At 69.7% G+C, this 20,732-nt stretch carries 17 protein-coding genes and 2 pseudogenes; 7 read left to right on the forward strand and 12 right to left on the reverse strand.

Going from position 1 to position 20,732, the window contains the following annotated elements; genetic code table 11:
- Positions 1-60: 60 nt before the first annotated feature.
- The 4 genes from uppS (at position 61) to AB0958_RS20255 (ending at position 4,233) form a co-directional block, all read left to right on the forward strand.
- Positions 61-1,878: a polyprenyl diphosphate synthase gene (uppS, locus tag AB0958_RS20240; RefSeq protein ID WP_366891829.1), complete on the forward strand. Its 1,818-nt coding sequence runs from the start codon at positions 61-63 to the stop codon at positions 1,876-1,878.
- A 137-nt stretch (positions 1,879-2,015) separates the two neighbouring features.
- A complete protein-coding gene (locus AB0958_RS20245; RefSeq protein ID WP_366891874.1) occupies positions 2,016-2,828 on the forward strand; it encodes a hypothetical protein in 813 nt (270 codons plus the stop codon).
- Complete coding sequence (locus tag AB0958_RS20250; RefSeq protein ID WP_366891872.1) at positions 2,732-3,121, forward strand: cytochrome P450; 390 nt, start codon at positions 2,732-2,734, stop codon at positions 3,119-3,121. The genes AB0958_RS20245 and AB0958_RS20250 overlap by 97 nt, the downstream gene beginning before the upstream one ends.
- A gap of 206 nt (positions 3,122-3,327) precedes the next feature.
- Complete coding sequence (locus AB0958_RS20255; RefSeq protein WP_366891830.1) at positions 3,328-4,233, forward strand: oxidoreductase; 906 nt, start codon at positions 3,328-3,330, stop codon at positions 4,231-4,233.
- Positions 4,234-4,413: 180 nt separating this feature from the next.
- On the opposite strand, the gene AB0958_RS20260 is transcribed toward AB0958_RS20255, so the two are convergent.
- From AB0958_RS20260 to AB0958_RS20315, 12 genes are all read right to left on the reverse strand, one after another.
- Positions 4,414-5,118 carry a FadR/GntR family transcriptional regulator gene (locus AB0958_RS20260; protein ID WP_366891831.1) on the reverse strand — a complete coding sequence of 235 codons (705 nt, stop codon included), beginning with the start codon at positions 5,116-5,118 and terminating at the stop codon, positions 4,414-4,416.
- Positions 5,109-6,137: an aldo/keto reductase gene (locus AB0958_RS20265; protein WP_366891832.1), complete on the reverse strand. Its 1,029-nt coding sequence runs from the start codon at positions 6,135-6,137 to the stop codon at positions 5,109-5,111. Before AB0958_RS20265 ends, AB0958_RS20260 begins: the two co-directional genes overlap by 10 nt.
- A 46-nt stretch (positions 6,138-6,183) precedes the next feature.
- Positions 6,184-7,278 carry a sugar kinase gene (locus AB0958_RS20270; RefSeq protein ID WP_366891833.1) on the reverse strand — a complete coding sequence of 365 codons (1,095 nt, stop codon included), beginning with the start codon at positions 7,276-7,278 and terminating at the stop codon, positions 6,184-6,186.
- Positions 7,275-7,916, reverse strand: coding sequence for a bifunctional 4-hydroxy-2-oxoglutarate aldolase/2-dehydro-3-deoxy-phosphogluconate aldolase (gene eda, locus AB0958_RS20275; protein WP_366891834.1), 642 nt, complete (start codon positions 7,914-7,916; stop codon positions 7,275-7,277). The genes AB0958_RS20270 and eda overlap by 4 nt, the downstream gene beginning before the upstream one ends.
- Entirely contained in the window at positions 7,913-8,674 is a 762-nt protein-coding gene (locus tag AB0958_RS20280; protein ID WP_366891835.1) for an SDR family oxidoreductase, read from the reverse strand. The genes eda and AB0958_RS20280 overlap by 4 nt, the downstream gene beginning before the upstream one ends.
- Positions 8,671-9,714, reverse strand: coding sequence for an alcohol dehydrogenase catalytic domain-containing protein (locus AB0958_RS20285; protein ID WP_366891836.1), 1,044 nt, complete (start codon positions 9,712-9,714; stop codon positions 8,671-8,673). Before AB0958_RS20285 ends, AB0958_RS20280 begins: the two co-directional genes overlap by 4 nt.
- Positions 9,711-10,148, reverse strand: a complete 438-nt coding sequence (locus AB0958_RS20290; protein ID WP_366891837.1) for an RbsD/FucU domain-containing protein — start codon at positions 10,146-10,148, stop codon at positions 9,711-9,713. Before AB0958_RS20290 ends, AB0958_RS20285 begins: the two co-directional genes overlap by 4 nt.
- Positions 10,142-11,041 (reverse strand): amidohydrolase family protein, encoded by a 900-nt coding sequence (locus AB0958_RS20295; RefSeq protein WP_366891838.1) that lies wholly within the window; start codon positions 11,039-11,041, stop codon positions 10,142-10,144. The genes AB0958_RS20290 and AB0958_RS20295 overlap by 7 nt, the downstream gene beginning before the upstream one ends.
- Entirely contained in the window at positions 11,034-12,359 is a 1,326-nt protein-coding gene (locus AB0958_RS20300) for an L-fuconate dehydratase (protein WP_366891839.1), read from the reverse strand. The genes AB0958_RS20295 and AB0958_RS20300 overlap by 8 nt, the downstream gene beginning before the upstream one ends.
- Before the next feature lie 92 nt (positions 12,360-12,451).
- A complete protein-coding gene (locus AB0958_RS20305) occupies positions 12,452-13,492 on the reverse strand; it encodes an ABC transporter permease (protein ID WP_366891840.1) in 1,041 nt (346 codons plus the stop codon).
- Complete coding sequence (locus AB0958_RS20310; RefSeq protein WP_366891841.1) at positions 13,485-15,050, reverse strand: sugar ABC transporter ATP-binding protein; 1,566 nt, start codon at positions 15,048-15,050, stop codon at positions 13,485-13,487. Before AB0958_RS20310 ends, AB0958_RS20305 begins: the two co-directional genes overlap by 8 nt.
- A 47-nt stretch (positions 15,051-15,097) precedes the next feature.
- Positions 15,098-16,159: a sugar ABC transporter substrate-binding protein gene (locus tag AB0958_RS20315; protein ID WP_366891842.1), complete on the reverse strand. Its 1,062-nt coding sequence runs from the start codon at positions 16,157-16,159 to the stop codon at positions 15,098-15,100.
- 720 nt (positions 16,160-16,879) lie between these two features.
- Here AB0958_RS20315 and AB0958_RS20320 point away from each other — a divergent pair.
- The 3 genes and pseudogenes from AB0958_RS20320 to AB0958_RS20330 all read left to right on the forward strand — a co-directional run bounded on the left by AB0958_RS20320 (position 16,880) and on the right by AB0958_RS20330 (position 20,680).
- Positions 16,880-18,826 carry an RICIN domain-containing protein gene (locus tag AB0958_RS20320; RefSeq protein ID WP_366891843.1) on the forward strand — a complete coding sequence of 649 codons (1,947 nt, stop codon included), beginning with the start codon at positions 16,880-16,882 and terminating at the stop codon, positions 18,824-18,826.
- Between the two features lie 675 nt (positions 18,827-19,501).
- Positions 19,502-20,017 (forward strand): annotated as a pseudogene (locus AB0958_RS20325) (IS630 family transposase); the annotation flags it as partial.
- 94 nt (positions 20,018-20,111) lie between these two features.
- Positions 20,112-20,680: pseudogene (locus AB0958_RS20330) on the forward strand (S1 RNA-binding domain-containing protein).
- Positions 20,681-20,732: the final 52 nt, after the last annotated feature.

Genomic DNA, 20,732 nt, shown 5'->3' on the forward strand with positions numbered 1-20,732 from the left:
ACCACCACGGCCCTTTGACCCTTGGCACAACCTGGCCGCTCTGCTCTCGTTGTCATCAGTATGCTCTCCACCTCTTCAGACGGGCAGCGACCTGCCGCCCTGCGGACCGGGCGCCGCTCGGCAAGATCGCTATGGGAAGCGGTCGGTGACAGCCCGGAGCTACGCGCGGCGTACCGGCTCTGTCGGATCCGGACCAAACAACAGGACCCGGCGGAACACGCGCTGATCCAGCTGGTGCCTGCGGTGATGCGCCCGGCGTGCTGGGCGCTGTGGGCGGCGGCCAACGCCATCGACGACCTCGCCGACGACCGCACGGCCGACGCAGGGCAACGAGCCGCCCGGGTCGGAGAATGGATCACCGCGCTGGACCGTGAACTGGCAACCGGCACAAGCACGGACCCGGTCCGTCTGGCCCTGGTGGACACCGCCTGGCGCTGGCGGCTGGACATATCGGGGCTGCACGACGCCATGACGCTGGTCCAGCACGACGCCCACGGCAGGCGGTTCACCGACTGGAGCAGCTGGCGTGCCTGGGGCCGCGGTAACCTGCTGCCCTGGTTCGACCAGGTCCGCGAACTCTTCGACAAGGCCGGCGTGGCGGTGGCACTCCGCCTGGACAGGCAGGACGTCTACGAGCAGTTCCTCGACGGAATCCGGCTCACCGACATCCTCACCGACCTGTCCGCCGACCTCGCCCAGGGCGACCTCCTCCTGCCCGGCCAGGTCCTCAATCAGTTCCCGGGAGCTGCCGACGACCTGGCGCACCGGCGCTGGAGCCCCACCGTTGCCGCCCTGATCACTGATCTCACCCAGCTCGCCCACCGATGGGTGACCCAGCCCTCCCTCGCCCATGGCATGCACCCCGGCCCCGCAACAGTCCTCGACACCATGGCCGACCTGCTGCACGCACAGCTCGATGCCGTCGACGCCGCCGGTCCCGCTCTCCTGCGCACCCGGCCCAGGCCCTCCCTCGTCACCATCACCCGTCTCCTCGCCCCGGCCCGGGCGCGGGCGGCCCTCGCCTGGAGCCTGACCCCGCTCACCGTGCCACCACCACGGCACGCCCGGCACCTGGCCGTGCCCCCACAGCGTCCGCCCGCGCAGCGCACGGTCTTCCACTCGCCGCCACCGCACCCCAGCGGCGAGCGTCCACCACGGATCCCGGCCGACCAGATGCCCACCCACGTCGCAGTGATCATGGACGGCAACGGTCGGTGGGCTCAGCAACGCGGGCTGCCCCGGTACGAAGGCCACCGCACCGGCCGCACCGCCGCCAATGAGATGGTCTACGGCGCTCTGGAAATCGGCCTGCGGCATCTGACCCTCTACGCCTTCTCCACTGAGAACTGGAAGCGCGATGGCGAAGAGATCGGCGCCATCCTCGACCTGCTACGCCAAGAGCTGCGCGAATATCCCTTCCAGGACCTTGACGTCCGAATGCGCTGGCACGGCCGCCCGGACAAGCTGCCGCAAGACATGGTCGACCTCATGAGGCTGCGTGAGCGCAGCACCCAGGACCGCACCGGCCTGACGCTGACCACCTGCATCAACTACGGCGGCCGGGACGAGATCACTCGTACCGCTGCCGCATTGGCCCGCCGGGCAAGAAGCGGTGACCTTGATCCCGACCTGATCAGTGAGAGCGACGTCGCGCAGCACCTTCCCCAACCGGACATGCCAGATGTTGATCTGCTGTGGCGCACGGGCAATGAGCAGCGCATCTCGAACTTCCTGCCGTGGCACACCGCCTATGCCGAGCTGTACTTCACCGCCGACTACTGGCCCGACACCGACCGGCGCCAGCTGTGGCAGGCCGTCTCCGAATACACCCGCCGACAACGCCGCCACGGCGCCGCCCCCGGCAGCTGCGTCCCATGAGCCGCACCCCCAGGCATCGACCGCCCGCGCCCGCTACGGCCGGCGAACGCACCGCTTCGACACTGCGCCCGATCCCGGCGATATCACGACAGCACCCTCGCTCCTCGCTGACCTCCCATCGAACCGGAACACCTCCGATGACCGAGAAGCTGCCGCTCAAGCCGCTTGCCACCCCCGCCGTCGTGCCGATCATGGTGGAGCGTCTCCTGTCGGGCCCCCGCTCCATGGAACGCCACTTCACCCGACACGGCGCGATCGTCCCCGACTGGGCGCCGGGTGTCAGAATCGTATGGCTGCGTGACCCGCGTCTGATCGAGCAGGTCCTGCGCAACCCCGGAGTGGAACACAACACCACCGGCCGTCTTCTGGGGCGCGTGATGGGTTCGACAGTGATGGGTTCGACAGCGATGCTGAACCAGCTCAGCGGCGAAAAGCACCACACAGCAAGCCGACTGATGATGCCCACCCTGCGCGGTGACGCCCTGTCCGACAGCCGGGCCGCCATCGCCGCCGCCGAAGCCACTGTCAGAGCCTGCCTCAGTGTCGACGACCCTCGCCTCCTGCACACCTGGGCCAGGGCCATCGCTCGGCTCCGCCAGACCACGGTCCGCCCTGCGGCGATGGCCTGCGCAGCGGGCATGCTGCCCTGGTGGCCCACGGGGCACAGGGCTTGGAACGCCTGCCTACACCTGGTGCGCGAGGAAGTCGCACGGCTGCCCAGGCACCCGCTCCTGCAACAGCCTGGGTCGTCGAGCGCGCCGCGCGCGCACCACACGTCTGGCACCAGCTGGTCAATGAGGCATCCACGCAGGTTGACAGCGCTCCCTACACAGACGCGGTCATCCGTGAAGCACTGCGTCTACGACCGCCGGTCACAGCCATCCCCTGGCTGCTGCGCGAGCCCTGCGACATTGGCGGACACCACGTACCGGCCGGGACATACGCCGTAGCAAGCCTGTGGGATCTGCATCGAAACCCCGATCTGTACCCAGATCCTGAGGAGTTCCGTCCCGAACGATTCCTGCACAACCGACCCCCTCGGGGCGCCTGGCTGCCCTTCGGTACCGGCCCGCACGCTTGCATCGGCGGTCAATTGGCCTTCATCCAGGTCGCGGTGCTGGTACGCGCACTGATCCGCCGTGGGCAGCTCCTGCCGGCGATGCGACAGGACGAGGGGATCGGCCATCGCGCCAGCACGGAGATTCACCCTGCCCAGGGTTGCCAGGTCACTCTTGAGCCTTGATTCGAGGGCGTGCCCGGCCGGCGGGGTGGTGATCGCCTTGTCCGGCCGCGCCGACCGCAGCGCTCTTTCATCAGGTCCAACGGATCTGTGGCGATGGTTGGTTCCCGATAGCGACGTGACGTTTCGCCCAGCCCGTTGACCTGTCCCGGCAGACCGAGACGGCGCCATACTCCAGGACCTGACAGACCGACGGGCGAAGGAGCACAGTGAGCGCAGCGGCGACGGCAGGTACCTGGAAGCTCGGGGACCTGGAGGTGAATCGCATCGGCTACGGCGCGATGCGGCTGACGGGAAACGGCATGATGGGGAACTCGGACGGCACACCGATCGACCGCGATGCCGCCGTCGCCCTGCTGCACAGTGCGTTCGAGCAGGGCGTCAACCACATCGACACGGCCGCCTTCTACTTCTCACCACTGCGGTCCGCGAACGAGATCATCAACCGCGCCCTCTCGTCCTGGCACGGCGACGTGGTCGTGGTGACCAAGGTCGGCCCGGCACGCGACCCCTCCGGCGAGTGGCTCGGCACGGTCCGCCCCGACCAACTGCGTGGCCAGGTCGAGGAGAACCTGCGCCAGCTCGGCCGGGACTGCCTGGACGTGGTGAACCTGCGCGCCGGCGGCCCGCGCACAGCCTCGATCGCCGAGCACTTCGGCGCCCTCGCCGAGCTGCGCGACGCCGGCCTCGTCCGGCACCTCGGGCTCTCCGCTGTCCTGCCCGAGCACATAGCCGAGGCCCGGACGATCGCGCCCGTGGTCTGCGTGCAGAACTCCTACGGCCTGGACTGGCGCCGCGCCGACAAGAGCGGGCTGGTGGACCTGTGCGCGGAGCAGGGCATCGCCTTCGTCCCGTTCTTCGCGGTCTCCGGGCTGCGGCGCGAGGCAGCGGCAAGCCAGGAGCAGGACGCGCGCGTCCAGTCCGTTGCCCGCGCCCATCATGCGACGCCGGCCCAAATACGGCTCGCCTGGACCCTCCACCGCGGTCCGCACGTGCTGGCCATTCCCGGCACCACGAACCCGGCGCACCTGACAGAGAACATCGCCGCCGGAAGCCTGCGCCTGACCGAGGAAGAGTTGGCCCTCCTCGACAAGCGGGACGAGAGCACCGCCTGAGCCTGTGCCCACGATCCCCGGTGAGCAGTACGTGCGCGGGGGGGGAGAGACCCCGCTCGGCTGCTGGCTGGCAACGGCCCGTTCCTCGTGATCGGGGTGGTGTCGGCGGTCACTGTTACGGGTGCCTTCGGGAGGTCAGCGGCCCAAGACCGTCGCACTGCCGGCACCCGCCAAACCTCGCTACGGAACGCGGCCGAGGTCCGCCCACAGGTGCTCTTTCAGCCACAGTTCGGTGTTGCTGACGTGCAGCAGTGCGGCGGCCTGGCTGAGGGAGGCGTCGCGGACGGAGAGGGCCCGGAAGATCGCTTCGTGTTCGGCGAGGGTCCGGTCCGAGGCCTGGGTGTCGACCAGTCCGCGCCAGACGCGGGCGCGCAGGGTGCGCCCGGAGATGCTTTCCAGGAGCGTAAGGAGGGTCTCGTTGCCGGTGGCCGAGATGACGGCTCGGTGGAACGCGGCATCGTGCGCGTTGAGTTGTTCCACGTCGTCACGGGCTTCGCGCATGGCCTTGAGGTGCAGCTCGAGCTCGGCCAGTTGCTCGACGGAGATCCGGGTGGCGGCCAGCGCGGTGGCGGCCGGCTCCAGCAACCGCCGTACCTCCATGAGGTCCTGCAGCGCGGTCGAGTCGCCCTGCAGCAGTTCCACCGCACCACCGAGCCCCTCCAGAAGCAGGCTCGGTTGCAGACTGGTCACGTACGTGCCGTCGCCCCGCCGGACCTCCAGGACCCGGGCGACGGCCAACGCCTTCACTGCCTCCCGGGCAAGGTTGCGGGACAGGCCGAACTGGGCGGCCAGCTCCGGTTCCGGCGGGAGCTTCGAGCCCGGCGGCAGTGCTCCGCTGCGGATCAGCTCCCGGATCTGCGCTATGGCCTTGTCCGTCAGAGACACCGCACACTCCTTCCGGGCCCGTGCACCGCGGGCACGTCCGGCCTGATGAGTCCCCGGTCGCGGAGATCGTCCCAGAGACCTTCAGGGATGTGCTGACGGTGGAGTCGCACGTTCCGTCCGACCTGTTCCGCGGTCCGCATGCCGAGGGTGACATTGACGATGCTGGGATGGCTGTACGGGAACGCGACCGCTGCCGCGGGCAAGGTCGTACCGTGCTCCGCGCAGACCTCGGCTATCGCCCTGGCGCGGGTCACCAGGGCCGAGGGAGCCTGCCGGTAGTCGTACTTCATGCCCTCGGCGGGCCGGTCGCGGGAGAGCAGCCCCGAGTTGAACACGCCGACGGCCACCACGCTCTTGCCGAGTTCCCGTGCCGCGGGAAGGACGTCGTCCAGCGCCGACTGGTCGAGGAGGGTGTAGCGACCGGCCAGCATGACCACGTCGGCAGCGGTCTCACGCAGGAAGCGGGCGAGCATGGCCGACTGGTTCATGCCGGCGCCGATCGCGCCGATCACTCCCTGGTCGCGCAGCTCCGCCAGAGCCGGCATGGCCTCCTCGGCGGCCTGCCTCCAGTGGTCGTCGGGATCGTGCAGGTAGACGACGTCCAGGCGGTCCAGGCCGGTGCGTTCCAGCGTGTCCTCGATGGAGCGGAGCACCCCGTCCCGGCTGAAGTCCCACTGTCTGCGCAGGTCGTCGCGGACCACGAAGCCCTCGGTGTCGGTGCCACGGGGGTGCTCGTTGGGGACGAGCAGGCGGCCGACCTTGGAGGACACGACGTAGGTGTCACGCGGCCGGTCACGCAGTGCGGCGCCCACGCGCTGCTCGGAGAGGCCGAGGCCGTAGTGCGGTGCGGTGTCGAAGTACCGGATGCCCGCTTCCCAGGCCGTCTCGAGTGCGGCCTGGGCGTCGTGGGCCGGGGTGACCGCGTAGAGGTTGCCGATGACGGAGGCCCCGAAGCCGAGTACGGTGAGCTCCACCGGGGTGCTCGCGATTTTCCGGCGCCCGATGCTGTGCGGTGTCAACTGTGCTCCTTCGGAAGCGGCGACGGCGTGCGCCCTCATGGGCCTGTCACCTTCTGACGGCGGCCGAGCCGCCCGCCATGAGTGCCTCGACCTCCGCGAGCGAGGCCATGGACACGTCGCCGGGGGTGGTCATGGTGAGGGCGCCGTGCGCGGTGCCGTAGGCCAGGGCGCGGCTCAGTCCGGCGGTGTCGAGGTTCGCCATGGGTGCGGCACGGCCCGCCGGTCCCGCCTCGTCACCGCCGACGGTCAGCAGTGCGTAGATCAGGCCCGCCGCGAAGCCGTCGCCCGAGCCGATGCGGTCCAGGACGTGCAGGCCGGCCAGTTCCGGGCCGCGGACGAAGCCGGTACGGGGCGACCAGGCCGCGGAGGACCAGTCGTTGACGCCGGCCGAGGGCACGTCCCGCAGGGTCGTCGCGACCACCTCGGCCTGGGGCAGCAGCGCGGCCACGTCGACGAGGGCGTCTCGCACCTCGTCCGCCGCGACACGGACCGCCCCCGGGTACGGCCGTGCCAGGCCCAGGGCGCCCACCACGATGTCGGCGTGGCGGGCGAGCCGCAGGTCGACCTCCCGGGCCCGCTCGGCGCCGCCCCTGCCGGCCCAGAGACTGGGGCGGTAGTTGGGGTCGTAGGACACCCTCGCACCGTGCCGTCGAGCGGCCGCCATGGCCTCGTCCGCGACGTCCACGGTGGTGTCGGACAGACCGGCGAAGATGCCGCCGGTGTGGAACCAGCGCACACCCGGGGAGAAGACCGCGTCCCAGTCGACGTCCCCCTTGCGCAGTTGCGAGACGGCGGTGTTCGCGCGGTCGCTGACGCCCACCGCGCCCCGGATGCCGTAGCCGCGCTCGACGAAGTTGAGGCCGTTGCGGGCGGTGCGCCCGATGCCGTCGTCGGGCACCCAGCGGATGAGGGAGGTGTCGACACCGCCCTGGAGGATCAGGTCCTCGACCAGCCGCCCGACCTGGTTGTCGGCGAGGGCGGTGACGACGGCCGTACGCAGGCCGAAGCAGCGCCGCAGTCCGCGGACGACGTTGTACTCACCGCCGCCTTCCCAGACCTGGAAGGTGCGCGCGGTGCGGATCCTGCCCTCACCCGGGTCGAGACGGAGCATCACCTCGCCGAGGGCCACCACGTCGCTCACGTCGCACTCCCGTGCACGGCCTCGGCGGTCAGCCGGCGGATCTCGCCGTACGCGCCGCGCTCCAGATGGGCGGCGGTGGCCAGCCAGCTGCCGCCGACGGCGAGGACCGCCGGGACGGCGAGGTAGGCGGGCAGGCGCGGAGCGTCGATGCCACCCGTCGGCACGAAGCGTGCCTGGGGGAAGGGGGCCGCGAGGGCGCGCAGCATCGGGACGCCGCCGAGCGGTTCGGCGGGGAAGAGCTTGACGGTGTTGAGGCCCGCCTTCAGGGCGCGCATCAGCTCGGTCGCGGAGGCGATGCCGGGCACCACGGGCACCGCCAGCTCACGGCACCTGACGACGACGTCCTCGTCGAAGCCGGGCGAGACGACGAACCGGGCGCCGGCCGCCACGGCACGGTCCACCTGCTCGGGCGTGAGGACCGTACCGGCGCCGACGGTCAGCCCTCCGTGGGCGGCCATCGTCTTGAGCACCTGCTCGGCGTCGGGGGTGCGGAAGGTGACCTCGGCGCACCGGGCGCCGCCCGCCACGAGCGCGTCGGCCAGCGGGCCGGCGGTCGCGGCGGAGGGTACCGTGAGCACCGGCAGCACGCGGGCACCGTCCAGCACGACGGCCAGGTCGGTGGTTTCGGTGGCACTCATCGGCCGAGCCATCCGCCGTCGACGGGCAGGACGACGCCGTGGACGTAGGCGGCGGCGTCCGAGGCGAGGAACACGGTGGCACCCGCGAGGTCGTCGGCGCTGCCCCAGCGGGCGGCCGGGATGCGGTCCAGGATGGCCTTGCTGCGTACGGGGTCGTCCTGGAGGGCCTGGGTGTTGTCGGTGGCGATGTAGCCGGGCGCGATGGCGTTGACGTTGACGCCGTGCGGGGCCCACTCGTTGGCCAGGGACTTGGTCAGTCCGGCGATGCCGTGCTTGGCGGCGGTGTAGCCGGGGACGGTGATACCGCCCTGGAAGCTGAGCAGCGACGCCGTGAAGACGATCTTTCCGTGGCCACGGGCCACCATCGGCGCGCCCACCGCGCGGGACAGGGCGAACTGGGCGTTGAGATTGACCTGGAGCACCAACTCCCAGTCCTCGTCGGTGTGCTCGGCGGCCGGGGCACGGCGGATCGTCCCCGCGTTGTTGACCAGGATGTCCACCGGGCGCTCCCGTCCCGCCAGGTCGTTGCCCAGGGCGCGGACGGCTTCGGGGTCGGCGAAGTCGGTGCGGATCGCCTCGAAGGTGCGGCCCGCGGCCAGGACGTCCTTCTCCACGTCGCTGCCGGTCTCCTCCAGCTGGGCGCTGACGCCGATGACGTCCGCGCCGGCCTCGGCGAGGGCGCGGGCCATGGCCCGGCCGATGCCGCGCCGGGCCCCGGTGACGACGGCGAGCCTGCCGGTCAGGTCGAAGGCGTTCACTGGTCGGCTCCCTGGGATTCGTCGGTGCAGTCCACGAGGATCTTCATCACGTCGCCGCCGCCCTCCAGGGCCTCGAACGCGTCGGGCGCCTGTGCCATGGGGACGACCTTGCTGATCAGTTGCTCGGCAGGAACGGTGCCGTCGGCCACCAGGGTCACCGCCCGTTCGAAGTCGGTGCGGTCGTACAACCGGGCGCCCACGAGGGTGAGTTCGCGCCAGAAGAAGCGGTGCAGGTTCACCTCGCGGGGCCGGGAGTGGATCGCGACCAGGCACAGCCGCCCGCGCACCCCCAGCACATCGACCGCCGTGTCCACTCCGCCTTGCGCGCCGGAGACCTCGAAGGCCACGTCCGCACCGGCGTCGCCGGTCCACTGCCGGACCAGCTCGGGCAGGTCGTCGGCGGCCGGGTCCCAGGTCGTGAGCCCCAACTTCTCGGCGAGCCGCCGCCGGTGAGGGCTCAGCTCGACCACCCGGACGTCGGCTCCGGCGGCCCGGGCGACCAGGGCGATGAGGATGCCGACGGGTCCGCCGCCGACCACGACGGCCTTCTCGCCGCCGAGGACCTGGGCCCGGCCGACGTCGTGCACCGCCACTGCGGTGGGCTCCACCAGGGCGGCGTGGTCCAGGGGCAGGGAGTCGGGCAGCCGTATCAGAGTGGAGGCGGGCACGGTCCAGCGCTGCTGCATCGCGCCCGGCGAGTCGATGCCGATGAAGTCGAGGTGCTGGCAGATGTGCTGGTGGCCGGCGTGGCAGGCCGGGCAGGTGTCGTCCCAGCGCAGCGGCATCACGGTGACCGCGTCACCGGGTGCCCAGTCCTCCACTCCTGCACCCACCCGCACGATCCGCCCGGACATCTCGTGCCCGAGGACGGCGGGCGCGGCGACCCTGGCGTCCATGTCACCGTGGAAGATGTGCAGGTCGGTGCCGCAGATCCCGACGTAGGCGGGGGCGATCTCCACCTCGTCGGGACCGGGGGGCGGGCTCTCGGCGAGTGCGGTGTCCAGGGTGCGGGCGGCGAGGTAACGGACTGCGAGTGTCATCGTGTTCTCATGGTCCCTTCAGCGCGGACGCCGATCGTGAGCAGCAGGTTGGCGTAGGTGCGGATGTCGGCGGTGACGACGGCGAGAGCCAGGTCGGGCGAGCGGGCGGCGTCGTAGAACGCGAAGCGGCCGAGCGTCTCGACGGGGGCGGGCGCCAGCATCGAGCGGTACTCGGCGATGGCCGGCGGCTCCGGTTCACCCTCGGGCGGCACCATCACGTGCGCCGACTCCACGGGCAGAGCCCGCAGCAGAACGTCGAGCACGGTGGTGACGTCGAGCAGTCCCGGCGCCAGGTTGAGGTGGACGGTCCTGGCGCGCGGGCCGGTGGTGGTACTCGCCGGGTAGTGGCCGTCGGCGAGCAGGACCCGGGCGCCGTGCCCGGCGCTCGCCAGGGCTTCGAGGATGCCCGGGTGCAGGAGTTCGGTCATCAGCATGGGGTGCCCTCCTGTCCTCGAGCGGGGTCGAGGCGGTAGAACGTGGTGGCGGTACCGGCGAGGACCGCCTCGGTCTCGGCGGTGGAGCAGCCGGCGAGGAGTTCCTCGACGGTGGCGGCCCAGCGGTTCCAGCCGCCGCCGAGGACGCAGACCGGCCAGTCCGAGCCGAACATCAGCCGGTCGGGGCCGAAGGCGGAGATCAGGACGTCCCACACCGGGCGGATGTCGGCAACGGTCCACTTCTCGAGGTCGGCCTCGGTGACCAGGCCCGACACCTTGCACCGCACCTGGGGATGCGCGGCCAGCCGCCGCACGCCCCGCTCCCAGTCGGCCAGGTCCCGCCCGGCGATGGGTGGTTTTCCGGCGTGGTCGAGGACCAGGGGAAGGTCGGGGATGTGCTCGGCCAGGTGGATCGCCTGGGGGAACTGGTGGCTGCGGATCAGCACGTCGTATCCGAGTCCGCGTTCCGCGACCGCTCGCAGTCCCCGCTCGACGTCCGGCCGCCCGAGCCAGTGCGGGTCGGACTCACCCTGGACGAGGTGCCGTACGGCCCGCAGGCGGGTGCCGCCGGGTCCGGCGCACAGGTCGTCGAGTACCTCGCCGATCGCCGGGGACGTCAGGTCCGCCCAGCCGACGACCGCGCCGATGAGCGGGTCGCCGTCGGCGAGGGCGAGGAACTCGCGCGTCTCGTCGACCGACGCCACGCACTGCACGAGCACCGTGGACTCCAGCCGCCGTCCCTTGATCGGCCTGGTCGCGGCCGTGCGCAGGTCGGCTGTGCTGAAGTTGCGGCGGATCGGCTCGTGTCCGGGTGCGTTCAGCCAGGGCTGCGGTCGCAGCTGGAGATCCCACAGGTGGTGGTGGGCGTCGACGAGCACCTGGGCGTCAGACACGGGTGATCCAGACGGGTCCGTCGGGGTAGGAGTACTCCTTGAGGGATTCCGGGTGCATCTGTGCGCTCAGTCCGGGAAGCTCCGGTGCCAGGTAGTGGCCGTCGGCGATGCGGACCGGGTCGATGAAGTGTTCGTGAAGGTGGTCGACGTACTCGATGACCCGGTCCTGCAGGGTGCCGGAGACGGCGATGTAGTCGAACATGGACAGGTGCTGCACCATCTCGCACAGACCGACGCCGCCGGCATGCGGGCAGACCGGCACGCCGAACTTGGCGGCGAGCAGCAGGATCGCGATGTTCTCGTTGACGCCCCCGACGCGCGCGGAGTCGATCTGCACGATGTCCACCGCGCCGGCCTGGAGGAGTTGCTTGAAGACGACGCGGTTGGCGATGTGCTCGCCGGTGGCGACCTTGATCGGGGCGACGGCCCTGCGGACGGCGGCGTGGCCGAGGATGTCGTCGGGTGAGGTGGGTTCCTCGATCCAGTAGGGGTCGTAGGAGGCCAGGGCGCGCATCCAGTCGATGGCGGGCTGGACGTCCCATCTCTGGTTGGCGTCCACCGCGATGCGGATGCCGTCGCCGACCGTCTCGCGGGCGGTGCGCATGCGCCGTATGTCGTCCTCCAGGGACGCGCCGACCTTCAGCTTGATCTGGGTGAAGCCGTCGGAGACGGCCTCGCGGGCCAGGCGTGCCAGCTTCTCGTCGGAGTAGCCGAGCCAGCCCGGGGTGGTGGTGTAGGCGGGGTACCCGCGGTCCAGCAGCCGGGAGATGCGCTCCTCGCGACCCGGCTCGGCGCGCCTGAGGATCTCCAGCGCCTCCTCCGGTGTGAGCGCGTCGGACAGCCAGCGGAAGTCGACCTGGGCGACCAGCTCCGCGGGCGACATCTCGCCGAGGAAGCGCCACACGGGCTTGCCCGCACGCTTGGCGGCAAGGTCCCAGGCGGCGTTGACGACCGCCCCGGTGGCCATGTGGATGGCGCCCTTCTCCGGTCCGAGCCAGCGCAGTTGGGGATCGTGCACGAGGGAGCGGCTGAACCCGCCGAGGTCGGCGCAGACCTCGTCGACGGAGAGGCCGACCACGTGCGGGGCGAGCGCCGCGATGGCGGCGGCCTGCACGTCGTTGCCGCGGCCGGTGGTGAAGGCCAGGGCGTGGCCCTCCAGTCCGTCGCCCGCGTCGGTGCGCAGGACCACGTAGGCGGCGGAGTAGTCGGGCTCGGGGTTCATCGCGTCCGAGCCGTCGAGGTGTTCGGAGGTGGGGAACCGCACGTCCAGGACGTCCAGGGCGGTGATACGGGCGGATGAGGGCACGGTGGAGGACATGGCGGCAACTCCTGGGAGGGCAGGGGCGGTACGGCCCCTGGCGACGGGACGTGAACGCGGCGGAGGTCGGGCGGCCGGTGGGACCGCCCGGGTCACTCCTGGACCTTGCCGCCGGTGATGCGGGAGATGGCGAGGGCGACCAGGATGATCAGACCGTTGAGGGCGCCGATCCACTGGGCGGGCACGCCCGCCAGGGTGAGCACGTTCTGGATCATGAAGAGCAGCAGGATGCCGCAGAACGCGCCGAACATGGTGCCCTTGCCGCCGTTGAGGCTGATGCCTCCGATGACGGCGGCGGCGAAGACGGTGAAGATGTAGCCGTTGCCCTGCGCCGAGGCGACGGAGGCCAGGCGTCCGGACAGCAGCAGTCCGGCCAGGGCGGCCAGCAGGCTGCCGGTGACGATGACGATCCACAGCACCCGGTCGGTGCGGATGCCGGCCGCCTTCGCGGCGTCGACGTTGCCGCCGATGGCGTACAGGGAGCGGCCGAAGCTGGTCCACCCGAGCACCACGATCGCGATCGCGAACAGCACCAGACAGATCCAGATGGAGGCGGGCATGCCGAACCATTCGGCGGTGCCGGGGTAGAGCATCGACTGCGGCAGCTGGAAGAAGGTCTGGCCGCCGGAGATGCCGGTGAGGATGCCGCGCAGGACGATCAGCATGCCGAGGGTGACGATGAAGCCGTTGAGGCCGAAGCGGATGATCAGCAGGGCGTTGATCACGCCGACCAGTGCGCCCACGGCCAGGGTGACGGGGATGGCCCAGGCGCCGGGGAGGAGCCCGAGGCCGTGACCGGCACCGGCCGGGACGACCAGCCAGGCCGCGACGCCGGGCGCGAGGCCCATGGTGGACTCCAGGGACAGGTCCATCTTCTTGACGATCAGGATCATCGTCTGGGCCAGGACCAGCAGGGCCATCTCCGACATGGTCTGCAGGACGTTGATGAGGTTGTCGGCCTGCAGGAACACCGGGTTGACGATCTGTCCGACGACCGCGATGACCACGATCGCGGGGACGAGCGCGAGGTCACGCAGCCGGGCCAGCGGGATGCGGCCGCCGAGCAGCGCGGTGCGCCTGGGCCCGGGTTCCGCGGCCTGGGCGGCTGTGTCCGCGAGGACGGTTTCAGGCATCGAGGTCCACTCCTTCCATCGCGGCCACGAGGTCGTGGTCGTGCCAGCCGCGGGCTATCTCTGAGGTCACACGGCCCTGGAACATCACCAGGATCCGGTCGCACATGCGCAGGTCGTCGAGTTCGTCGGAGGCGATGAGCACTCCGGTGCCGGTCCCCGCGGTCTCCTCGACCTTGCCGAGGAGGAACTCCTTGGACCGTACGTCCACGCCCGCGGTCGGGTTGATCAGCACCAGCAGCTTCGGATCGTCGGCCAGGGCGCGGCCCATGACGACCTTCTGCTGGTTGCCGCCCGAGAGCGCGGAAACGGGCAGTTCGGGCCCCGGCGTCTTGATCGCCAGGTTCTCGATCATCGTCTCGGCGAGCCGGTCCCGTCGCTCCCGGCTGATGAATCCGTTCCGGCCCAGTCTGCGGGGAACGGACAGTGTGGCGTTGTCCGCGATCGACATGTCGGGGACGAAACCCTGGTGGTGCCGGTCCTGCGGGACGAACCCGGCGCCCGCGGCGAGCGCGGCGGGCACACTGCCCGGCCGGGGCCCCTTTCCGGCGATCACCACCTCACCGGCGTCCGCGGCCCGTAGGCCCACGACGGTCTCGGCGACCTCGGTGCGCCCGCTGCCGGCGGCACCAGCGAGCCCGACGATCTCCCCCGCGCCCACCTGGAAAGTGACGTCGTCGTAGGTGCCGTCGCTGCCGAGCGCCCGCACGGACAGTGCGGGCGTCACGGTGTGGTCGAGAGTGCTCGACCGCACCTGCAACCGGTCGATCGCCGCCTCGCCGGTCATGGCGGCGACCAGCTCGGCGCGGGGCAGCTCCGCTACCGGCGCGGTCACGATGTGCCGGGCGTCGCGGAAGACCGTCACCATGTCGCAGATCTCGTAGATCTCCTGCAGATGGTGGCTGATGAACAGGAACGTCACGCCCTGCCGTTGCAGGTCGCGGATCCGGCCGAAGAGCCGGTTGATCGCCGCCCCGTCGAGCTGGGCGGTCGGCTCGTCGAGGATGATGAAACGCGCCCCGAAGGACAGCGCTCGGGCGATCTCCACGAACTGCCGCTGTTCCACGCTCAGATCACCGGCGGACGTCTGCGGGTCGACGTCCACCGACCAGGCCGACAGCAGGTCCTGCGCCCGCCGGCGCACGCCCTGCCAGCTGATCAGCCGGTGGCGGCCGTGGTCGTGCCGGTTCAGAAAGAGGTTCTCGGCGACGGTCAGCGTGGGAATGATCGTCGACTTCTGGTAGACACAGGCCACGCGCTGCCGCCAGGCGTCGCGGTCCGTGAGCCGTGGTGCGGGGCTGCCGCCGAAGGTGACCGTTCCCTCGTCCGGGGCCTGCAGGCCGGTCAGGACGGACACCAGGGTCGACTTTCCGGCCCCGTTACGGCCGACGAGTGCGTGGGTCTCGCCGGGCCTGATGGTGATCCGGGCGCCGTTGAGAGCCACCGTCGGACCGAATCGTTTGACTATGCCCGTCGCCTCGACGACGGGCGGGCCCACCTGGGACCGTCCGTCGTCCGCCGGGGCGGGCGCGGGGCTGACTGCTCGCTCCCCGTCGCTCATCACAACCGCCTTGCACTCGTTAGCCGTTGGGTGCCTGACACGACAGGTCAGCCGAGGTTGTTGCCCCACAGGGCGTTGTCGCTGCTCTTGATGCTGGTCACGCCGTCATAGGTGCTGCCGTCGACGGTGACGAGCGGGGCCGAGAGCTGGTCCTCGAGCAGACCGGCGCGTACCTGGATGATGGTGCTGTCATGGTCGGTCTTGCCGGGCTTGAATGTCTTCCCGTCGATCGCCGCTTTGAGGTAGTACAGGGCGTACTTGGCGTACAGGTCGGCCGGTTGGGACACCGTGGCGTCGATCTTGCCCTCGGCGATGGCCTTCAGCTCCTCGGGAATGCCGTCATTGGACACGACGAACACGTGCTTGGGATCGTTCGGGCCCACCAGCAGACCCTTCTGCTTGAGGAGCTGGAGCGTCCCGGCCAGCGCGAAGCTGGACTCCATGTAGACGCCCTTGATGTCCGGGTTGGCGGTCAGGTCCGTCTGCAGCTTCTGCGCGGCCACGGCGCCGTCCCAGTTGGTGGCCTCGCCGAAGACCTTGACGCCGGGGAAGTCCTTCTTCATGCAGTCGTTGAACGCCTCTGTGCGGTCACGGCCGTTGATGGAGTCCAGGCCGCCCTCCAGCATGACGACCTTGCCCTTGCCGTGCAGCTTGGTACCGAGGAACTTGCACGCCTTCTCGCCGTACGCGCGGTTGTCGGCCCGCACCACCATGAACACCTTACCGCTGTCGGGACGGGTGTCGACGGTGACGACGGGGATCTTCTTCGCCTCCAGCTGCGCCAGGGTCGGCGCGATGGCGGCGGTGTCCTGCGGGGCCATCGCGATGCCCTTGACCCCCTGGCTGATGAACGTCTGCGCGTTGGCGGTCAGCTTGGAGACGTCGTTCTGCGAGTTGGTCGTCTTGAGCGAGAGGCCCAGCGTGTTCGCGTACCTGGGCGTGTACTTGATGTACGAGTTCCAGAAGTCGGTGTCGGAGCGGGGGTAGTCCACGCCGACCAGCGGGGCGCTGCTCGACGAAGCGGCGCCCGAGCCGCTGCTGCAGGCGCTGAGCAGCGCCAGTGCGGACAGGGCGGAGGCTGTGGTGCAGAGGGCGGTTCTGAATCTCATCGATACTTCCTCGCGCTGGTCCCGAAGCGGGGGATTGTTTCGCCGGTGCGACCCCTGTGTGTCGCCCCAACGGAGAGATGGGATGTTTATAGGCCCCGACTGACGGTGGTGTCTAGACGGGAACGGGAAATGCGCTGAATAAGGTCGATGGCTGGTGCGACTGATCCACCGGTCGGCCTCTGCGTAGAAAGATCCATCCCATGAATGATGCGCACCCGTGATGCACTGACGCTTGCACTCGCACCCCTTCGGTGTTCTGCCCCGGAGTCAGACGTCGTGAGCCTGCATCGACTCGTCACCGCCGGCTCCAGCCCGGCACCGCCGGACGCATGGCGGCTGAGCAGGGGAACGCAGTCGGCCACAGGCACCGGCCGAGCGTGGCCGGAAGTTTTTGGGCGGACCCGAGGGGCCGCCCGCCGACAGTGCTCCAGGGGTTGTCGGCGAAGGCGACGCAGCGGGCGCGACTCATGCGGAGGACCGCTCTCCGGCTTCCCTGCGAAACATGGAATGTCTACGCCAAGATCGAACACCACATAACCGGATCAACCAGCCTCTTCTGCTCCGCTCTTGAGTATTTTCATCCCCGCACCTGTTGACACCGAGCAGTCACGTCACCGAACTTCGTGCGTAACATCCGGCGCTGTAGCCCCGAGGGAGGGCCGCGCCAGCAGCCCTTGGGCCCCCGACCCGTCAGAGCCACCCGAAACCGGGAGTAGACCCATGCCGTCAGGAAGAGGACTGTCCCGTCGTACCCTGCTGGGCGCCGCAGGCACCGCTGTGGCCGCGAACGCGCTGCCCGTGGCTCCCGGCCTCTCCCGCCTGCTTCCCCAGGCGGCCGCCGCGGACGTACAGACCAATCTCAGCAACCTGGTGAACATGCGGTTCGGCATGTTCAACCACTTCAACATGGGCACGTTCACCGACGAGGAGTGGGCCACCCCCCATCAGGACCCGAAGAGGTTCGCGCCCTCGGGGGTCGACTGCGCGCAGTGGGCGACGGCCGCGGCGTCGGCGAAGATGAGCTACGGCGTGCTGACCACCAAGCACCACGACGGGTTCTGCCTGTGGCCGTCGGCGTACAACACGTACAACGTGGCGAACAGTTCCTACCCCCACGACATCGTCGACCAGTACGTGAAGGCCTTCCGCACCGCGGGCCTCAAGGTCGGCCTGTACTTCTCCATCTGGGACCGCACCCACCCCGTGCAGGCCTACGACACCCGTCACGGCGTCCCCGCCGACCAGGCCGTCCAGCCGGCCAACATCGACTACGTCCTCGGCCAGATCACCGAACTGCTCACCAACTACGGCACCATCGACATCTTCATCACCGACGGCTACGCCTGGCAGATGGGCCAGCAGGCCGTCCCGTACCAGCGCATCAGGGAACACGTGAAGTCCCTGCAGCCCGACATCGTGATGATCGACCACGGGGCGCTGTCGGTGCCCTTCCTCGGTGACGCGATCTACTTCGAGGAACCCCTCGGCATCACCGCACCCGCCACCAACACCTACGCCGCGTTGCAGGGCACGAACATCGTCAACACCGGATGGTTCTGGCACCCGACGACGCCCAAGGCCACTCCTACGGCCGCGGCCGACCTCGTCAAGGAACTGCAGTACCTGGAGAGCCACTTCACCTCGTTCATCCTCAACTGCCCGCCCAATCAGGCAGGTCAGCTGGACCAGAACATCGTCACCCGGCTCGGCGAGGTCGGCACCGCCTGGAGCGGCCCCGACAGCAGCCGGGGGTCACTGCCCGCCCAGATGCCCCGTGTCGAGCACCCGGTCACCCCCGTGGCCGCCTACGCCACCAACTACCACACCGGCGAAGGCCCCATGAACGCCATCGACGGACTCAGCGACAAGGGCTTCGAAACCTGCTGGTCCACCTGGAGCCTCACGCTGCCCCAGAGCCTCACGATCGACCTCGGCGGCGTCTGGAACAACATCTCCTGCCTGGAGTACCTGCCCAAGCAGTGGAACCGCAACAACACCACTGACGGTGACATCACCGCGTGCACCATCTCCACCAGCACCGACGGCACCAATTTCACCCAGGTCGCCACGGCCGGCTGGGCCGGCGACCGCACCACCAAGTTCATCGAATGGTCGGCCGTCACCGCGGGCTTCGTCCGCATCCAGGTCACCGCCGCCACCGGCGGCTACGCCAACATCGGAAACCTGCGCATCGGCGGACGCACCCTGACCCCCACCCCGAGCACCACGCTCTTCCCCGGCAACGGCACCGTGTACCGCCTCGTCGCCCGCCACAGCGGCAAGGTCGCCGACGTCTCGGGGGCCGGCAAGGCCAACAACACCGCCGTCATCCAGTACACCTGGCAGAACCACGCCAACCAGAAGTGGACCATCGCCCTCGCCGACGACGGCTACTACAAGATCCGCAACGTCAACAGCGGCACACTCATGGAGATCGGCGGGCTCTCCCGCGTGAACGGCGGCACCGCCGACATCTGGGGCGACGCCGGCGCGCCCCAGCAGCACTGGGCCGTCACCCCCACCGGCGACGGCTACTACCTCCTCACCAACCGGCTCAGCGGCCTGTCCCTCAACGTCGACAGCGGCTCCACCGCCGACGGGGCCACCGTCAACCAGTGGAACTACACCTCCCTCCCCCAGCAGCAGTGGCAGATCATCCCCTCCTGACAGAGAGTCGCAGGACGCCTGCATCCGGCCCGCTCAGCCGCCGGATGCAGGGTCAATCCGGCTGTGCGGGCACGACGGTGTCATGGTCGGCGTCGGTCACCCGCAGATATCGGCGGTGCCCTGGGGCGCCCGTCGGTGACCTGGTTGATTGACACCGTAACCAAACGCCTTCACCAGCACCGCGGTTACTCCTGGCGTCCCTTCCCGCACCCCCGTGCCGCCCGCACGGGAGGGACACCGGAGCTGGTGCGGATGGACCGGGGCAAGGACTCCCTGCCCACCGCCGTCACCGCCGCGTCGCAACGATGGGCGATGACCGTGAAAGTCCTGCCCCGCCTACAGTCCTCATCGCATGGCCATGGTGTGAAACCTCGACCGGGCCGTCGGCCCACGCGTCCCTTGTCGATGTTCTCGGTCTCAGTGGCCGTCGCGCCGTGGTGACCGGAGCAGGCCCCGGTATCGGGCGGGCCGCCACGCTGGTCCTCCTCAAAGCCGGTGCTTCGATCCTTGCCCTCGACATCGACGACGGGCTGGAGGAAACGAGGGCCCTCGCCGTCGAGACGGCGGTCAGGGAACCGGACGTGGGGCTCGTCGACGTCTCTGACGTACGGCGGTCAACGCCGCCTATGCTCCGAGCGCTTCGACGTGGTCGTCAATTCCGTCCGCATCATGGTCCCCGACCAACTCAGCCCTGATGACAAGGACTTCGTCATCCAGACGGCCATCACCCGCCCGACCAAACTCGACTGGCCCTTCACCCGCTGGTCCCTGCGCAAGCTCGTCGCCTACCGGCGCAAAGTCCACGGCCACGTGATCCGGAGCGGCCGCGAGGCGTTACGCGGCCTGCTCGCCCGCCGCGGCGTGACCTTCCAGCGCACCAAGACGTGGAAGGAATCCCCGGACCCCGACCGGGAGGCGAAACTGGACAGGAGCGTCGACCGCTTCCCCGACCGGTTCTTCGCCTTCGACGAGTTCGGCCCGCTCGGGAACCGTCCCACCGCGGGCTCGGGCTGGGCCGCGCAGAAGCGCCCCGAACGGCTGCCCGCCACCTACCACCGCACCCACGGCGTTCGCGTTCGGTACTTCCACGACTGCTACGCGGTCGGCGACGACACCCTGTGGGGCGTCAGCCGCCGCAGAAAGTGTGCCGCCGACACACTGGTCGCGCTGAAGTCGATCCGTGCCGCCCGGCGAAGGCATCCGCTGGGGCGGACGTCCCCTCAAGACCGCAGCGTGAGCGTACTTCTACCCAGGGCGCAGCTCCTCGTGAAAGGCTGGGAGCATGATGGGCGGACCGTCTGAGAACCCAGAACTCTGGGCATTCCTGGACTCACTGCACCGCGGCGAGTTCCTTTCCGGCACCGTCGCAGCGATCGAACGGTTCGGTGTGTTCGTGGCGCTGGACGACGGACCCGACCATCCGGTCTTCCCCGGCGTCGGGTTCATCTCCATGGCCGAACTGTCCTGGCGACATTTCAAGGCAGCCACCGACGTCGTGCAGTCGGACAGCGCGTCTCATGTGAGTTCCTCCAGTTCGACACATGGAACCTGGAGGCCACACTGTCCTTGAAAGCCACACAGCCGGACCCCTTCCAGGTATTCGCCGACACCATCACGGTGGGGCAGAAACTCCCTGGCCAGGTCACCAAGCTGATCCCGTTCGGCGTCTTCGTCCAGGTCGCCGACGGAATCGAGGGACTGGTTCACCTGCGAGAGCTCGCCTGGACACCGGTGGAGACTCCAGCAGATGTCGTCCAGGTCGGCGACGAGATCACGGTGGTCGTCATCGAGATCGACCGAGAGCGACGCAGGCTAGCCCTCTCCCGACGACAAAGCTCATCCGCCGGCGTGTGACGCGCTGCGTTCTGCGACAGTTCCCGTGCGCGAGTGTTCCTGAACGTCTGCT

Source organism: Streptomyces sp. NPDC006655, assembly GCF_040703965.1.
Classification (GTDB): Bacteria; Actinomycetota; Actinomycetes; order Streptomycetales; family Streptomycetaceae; genus Streptomyces.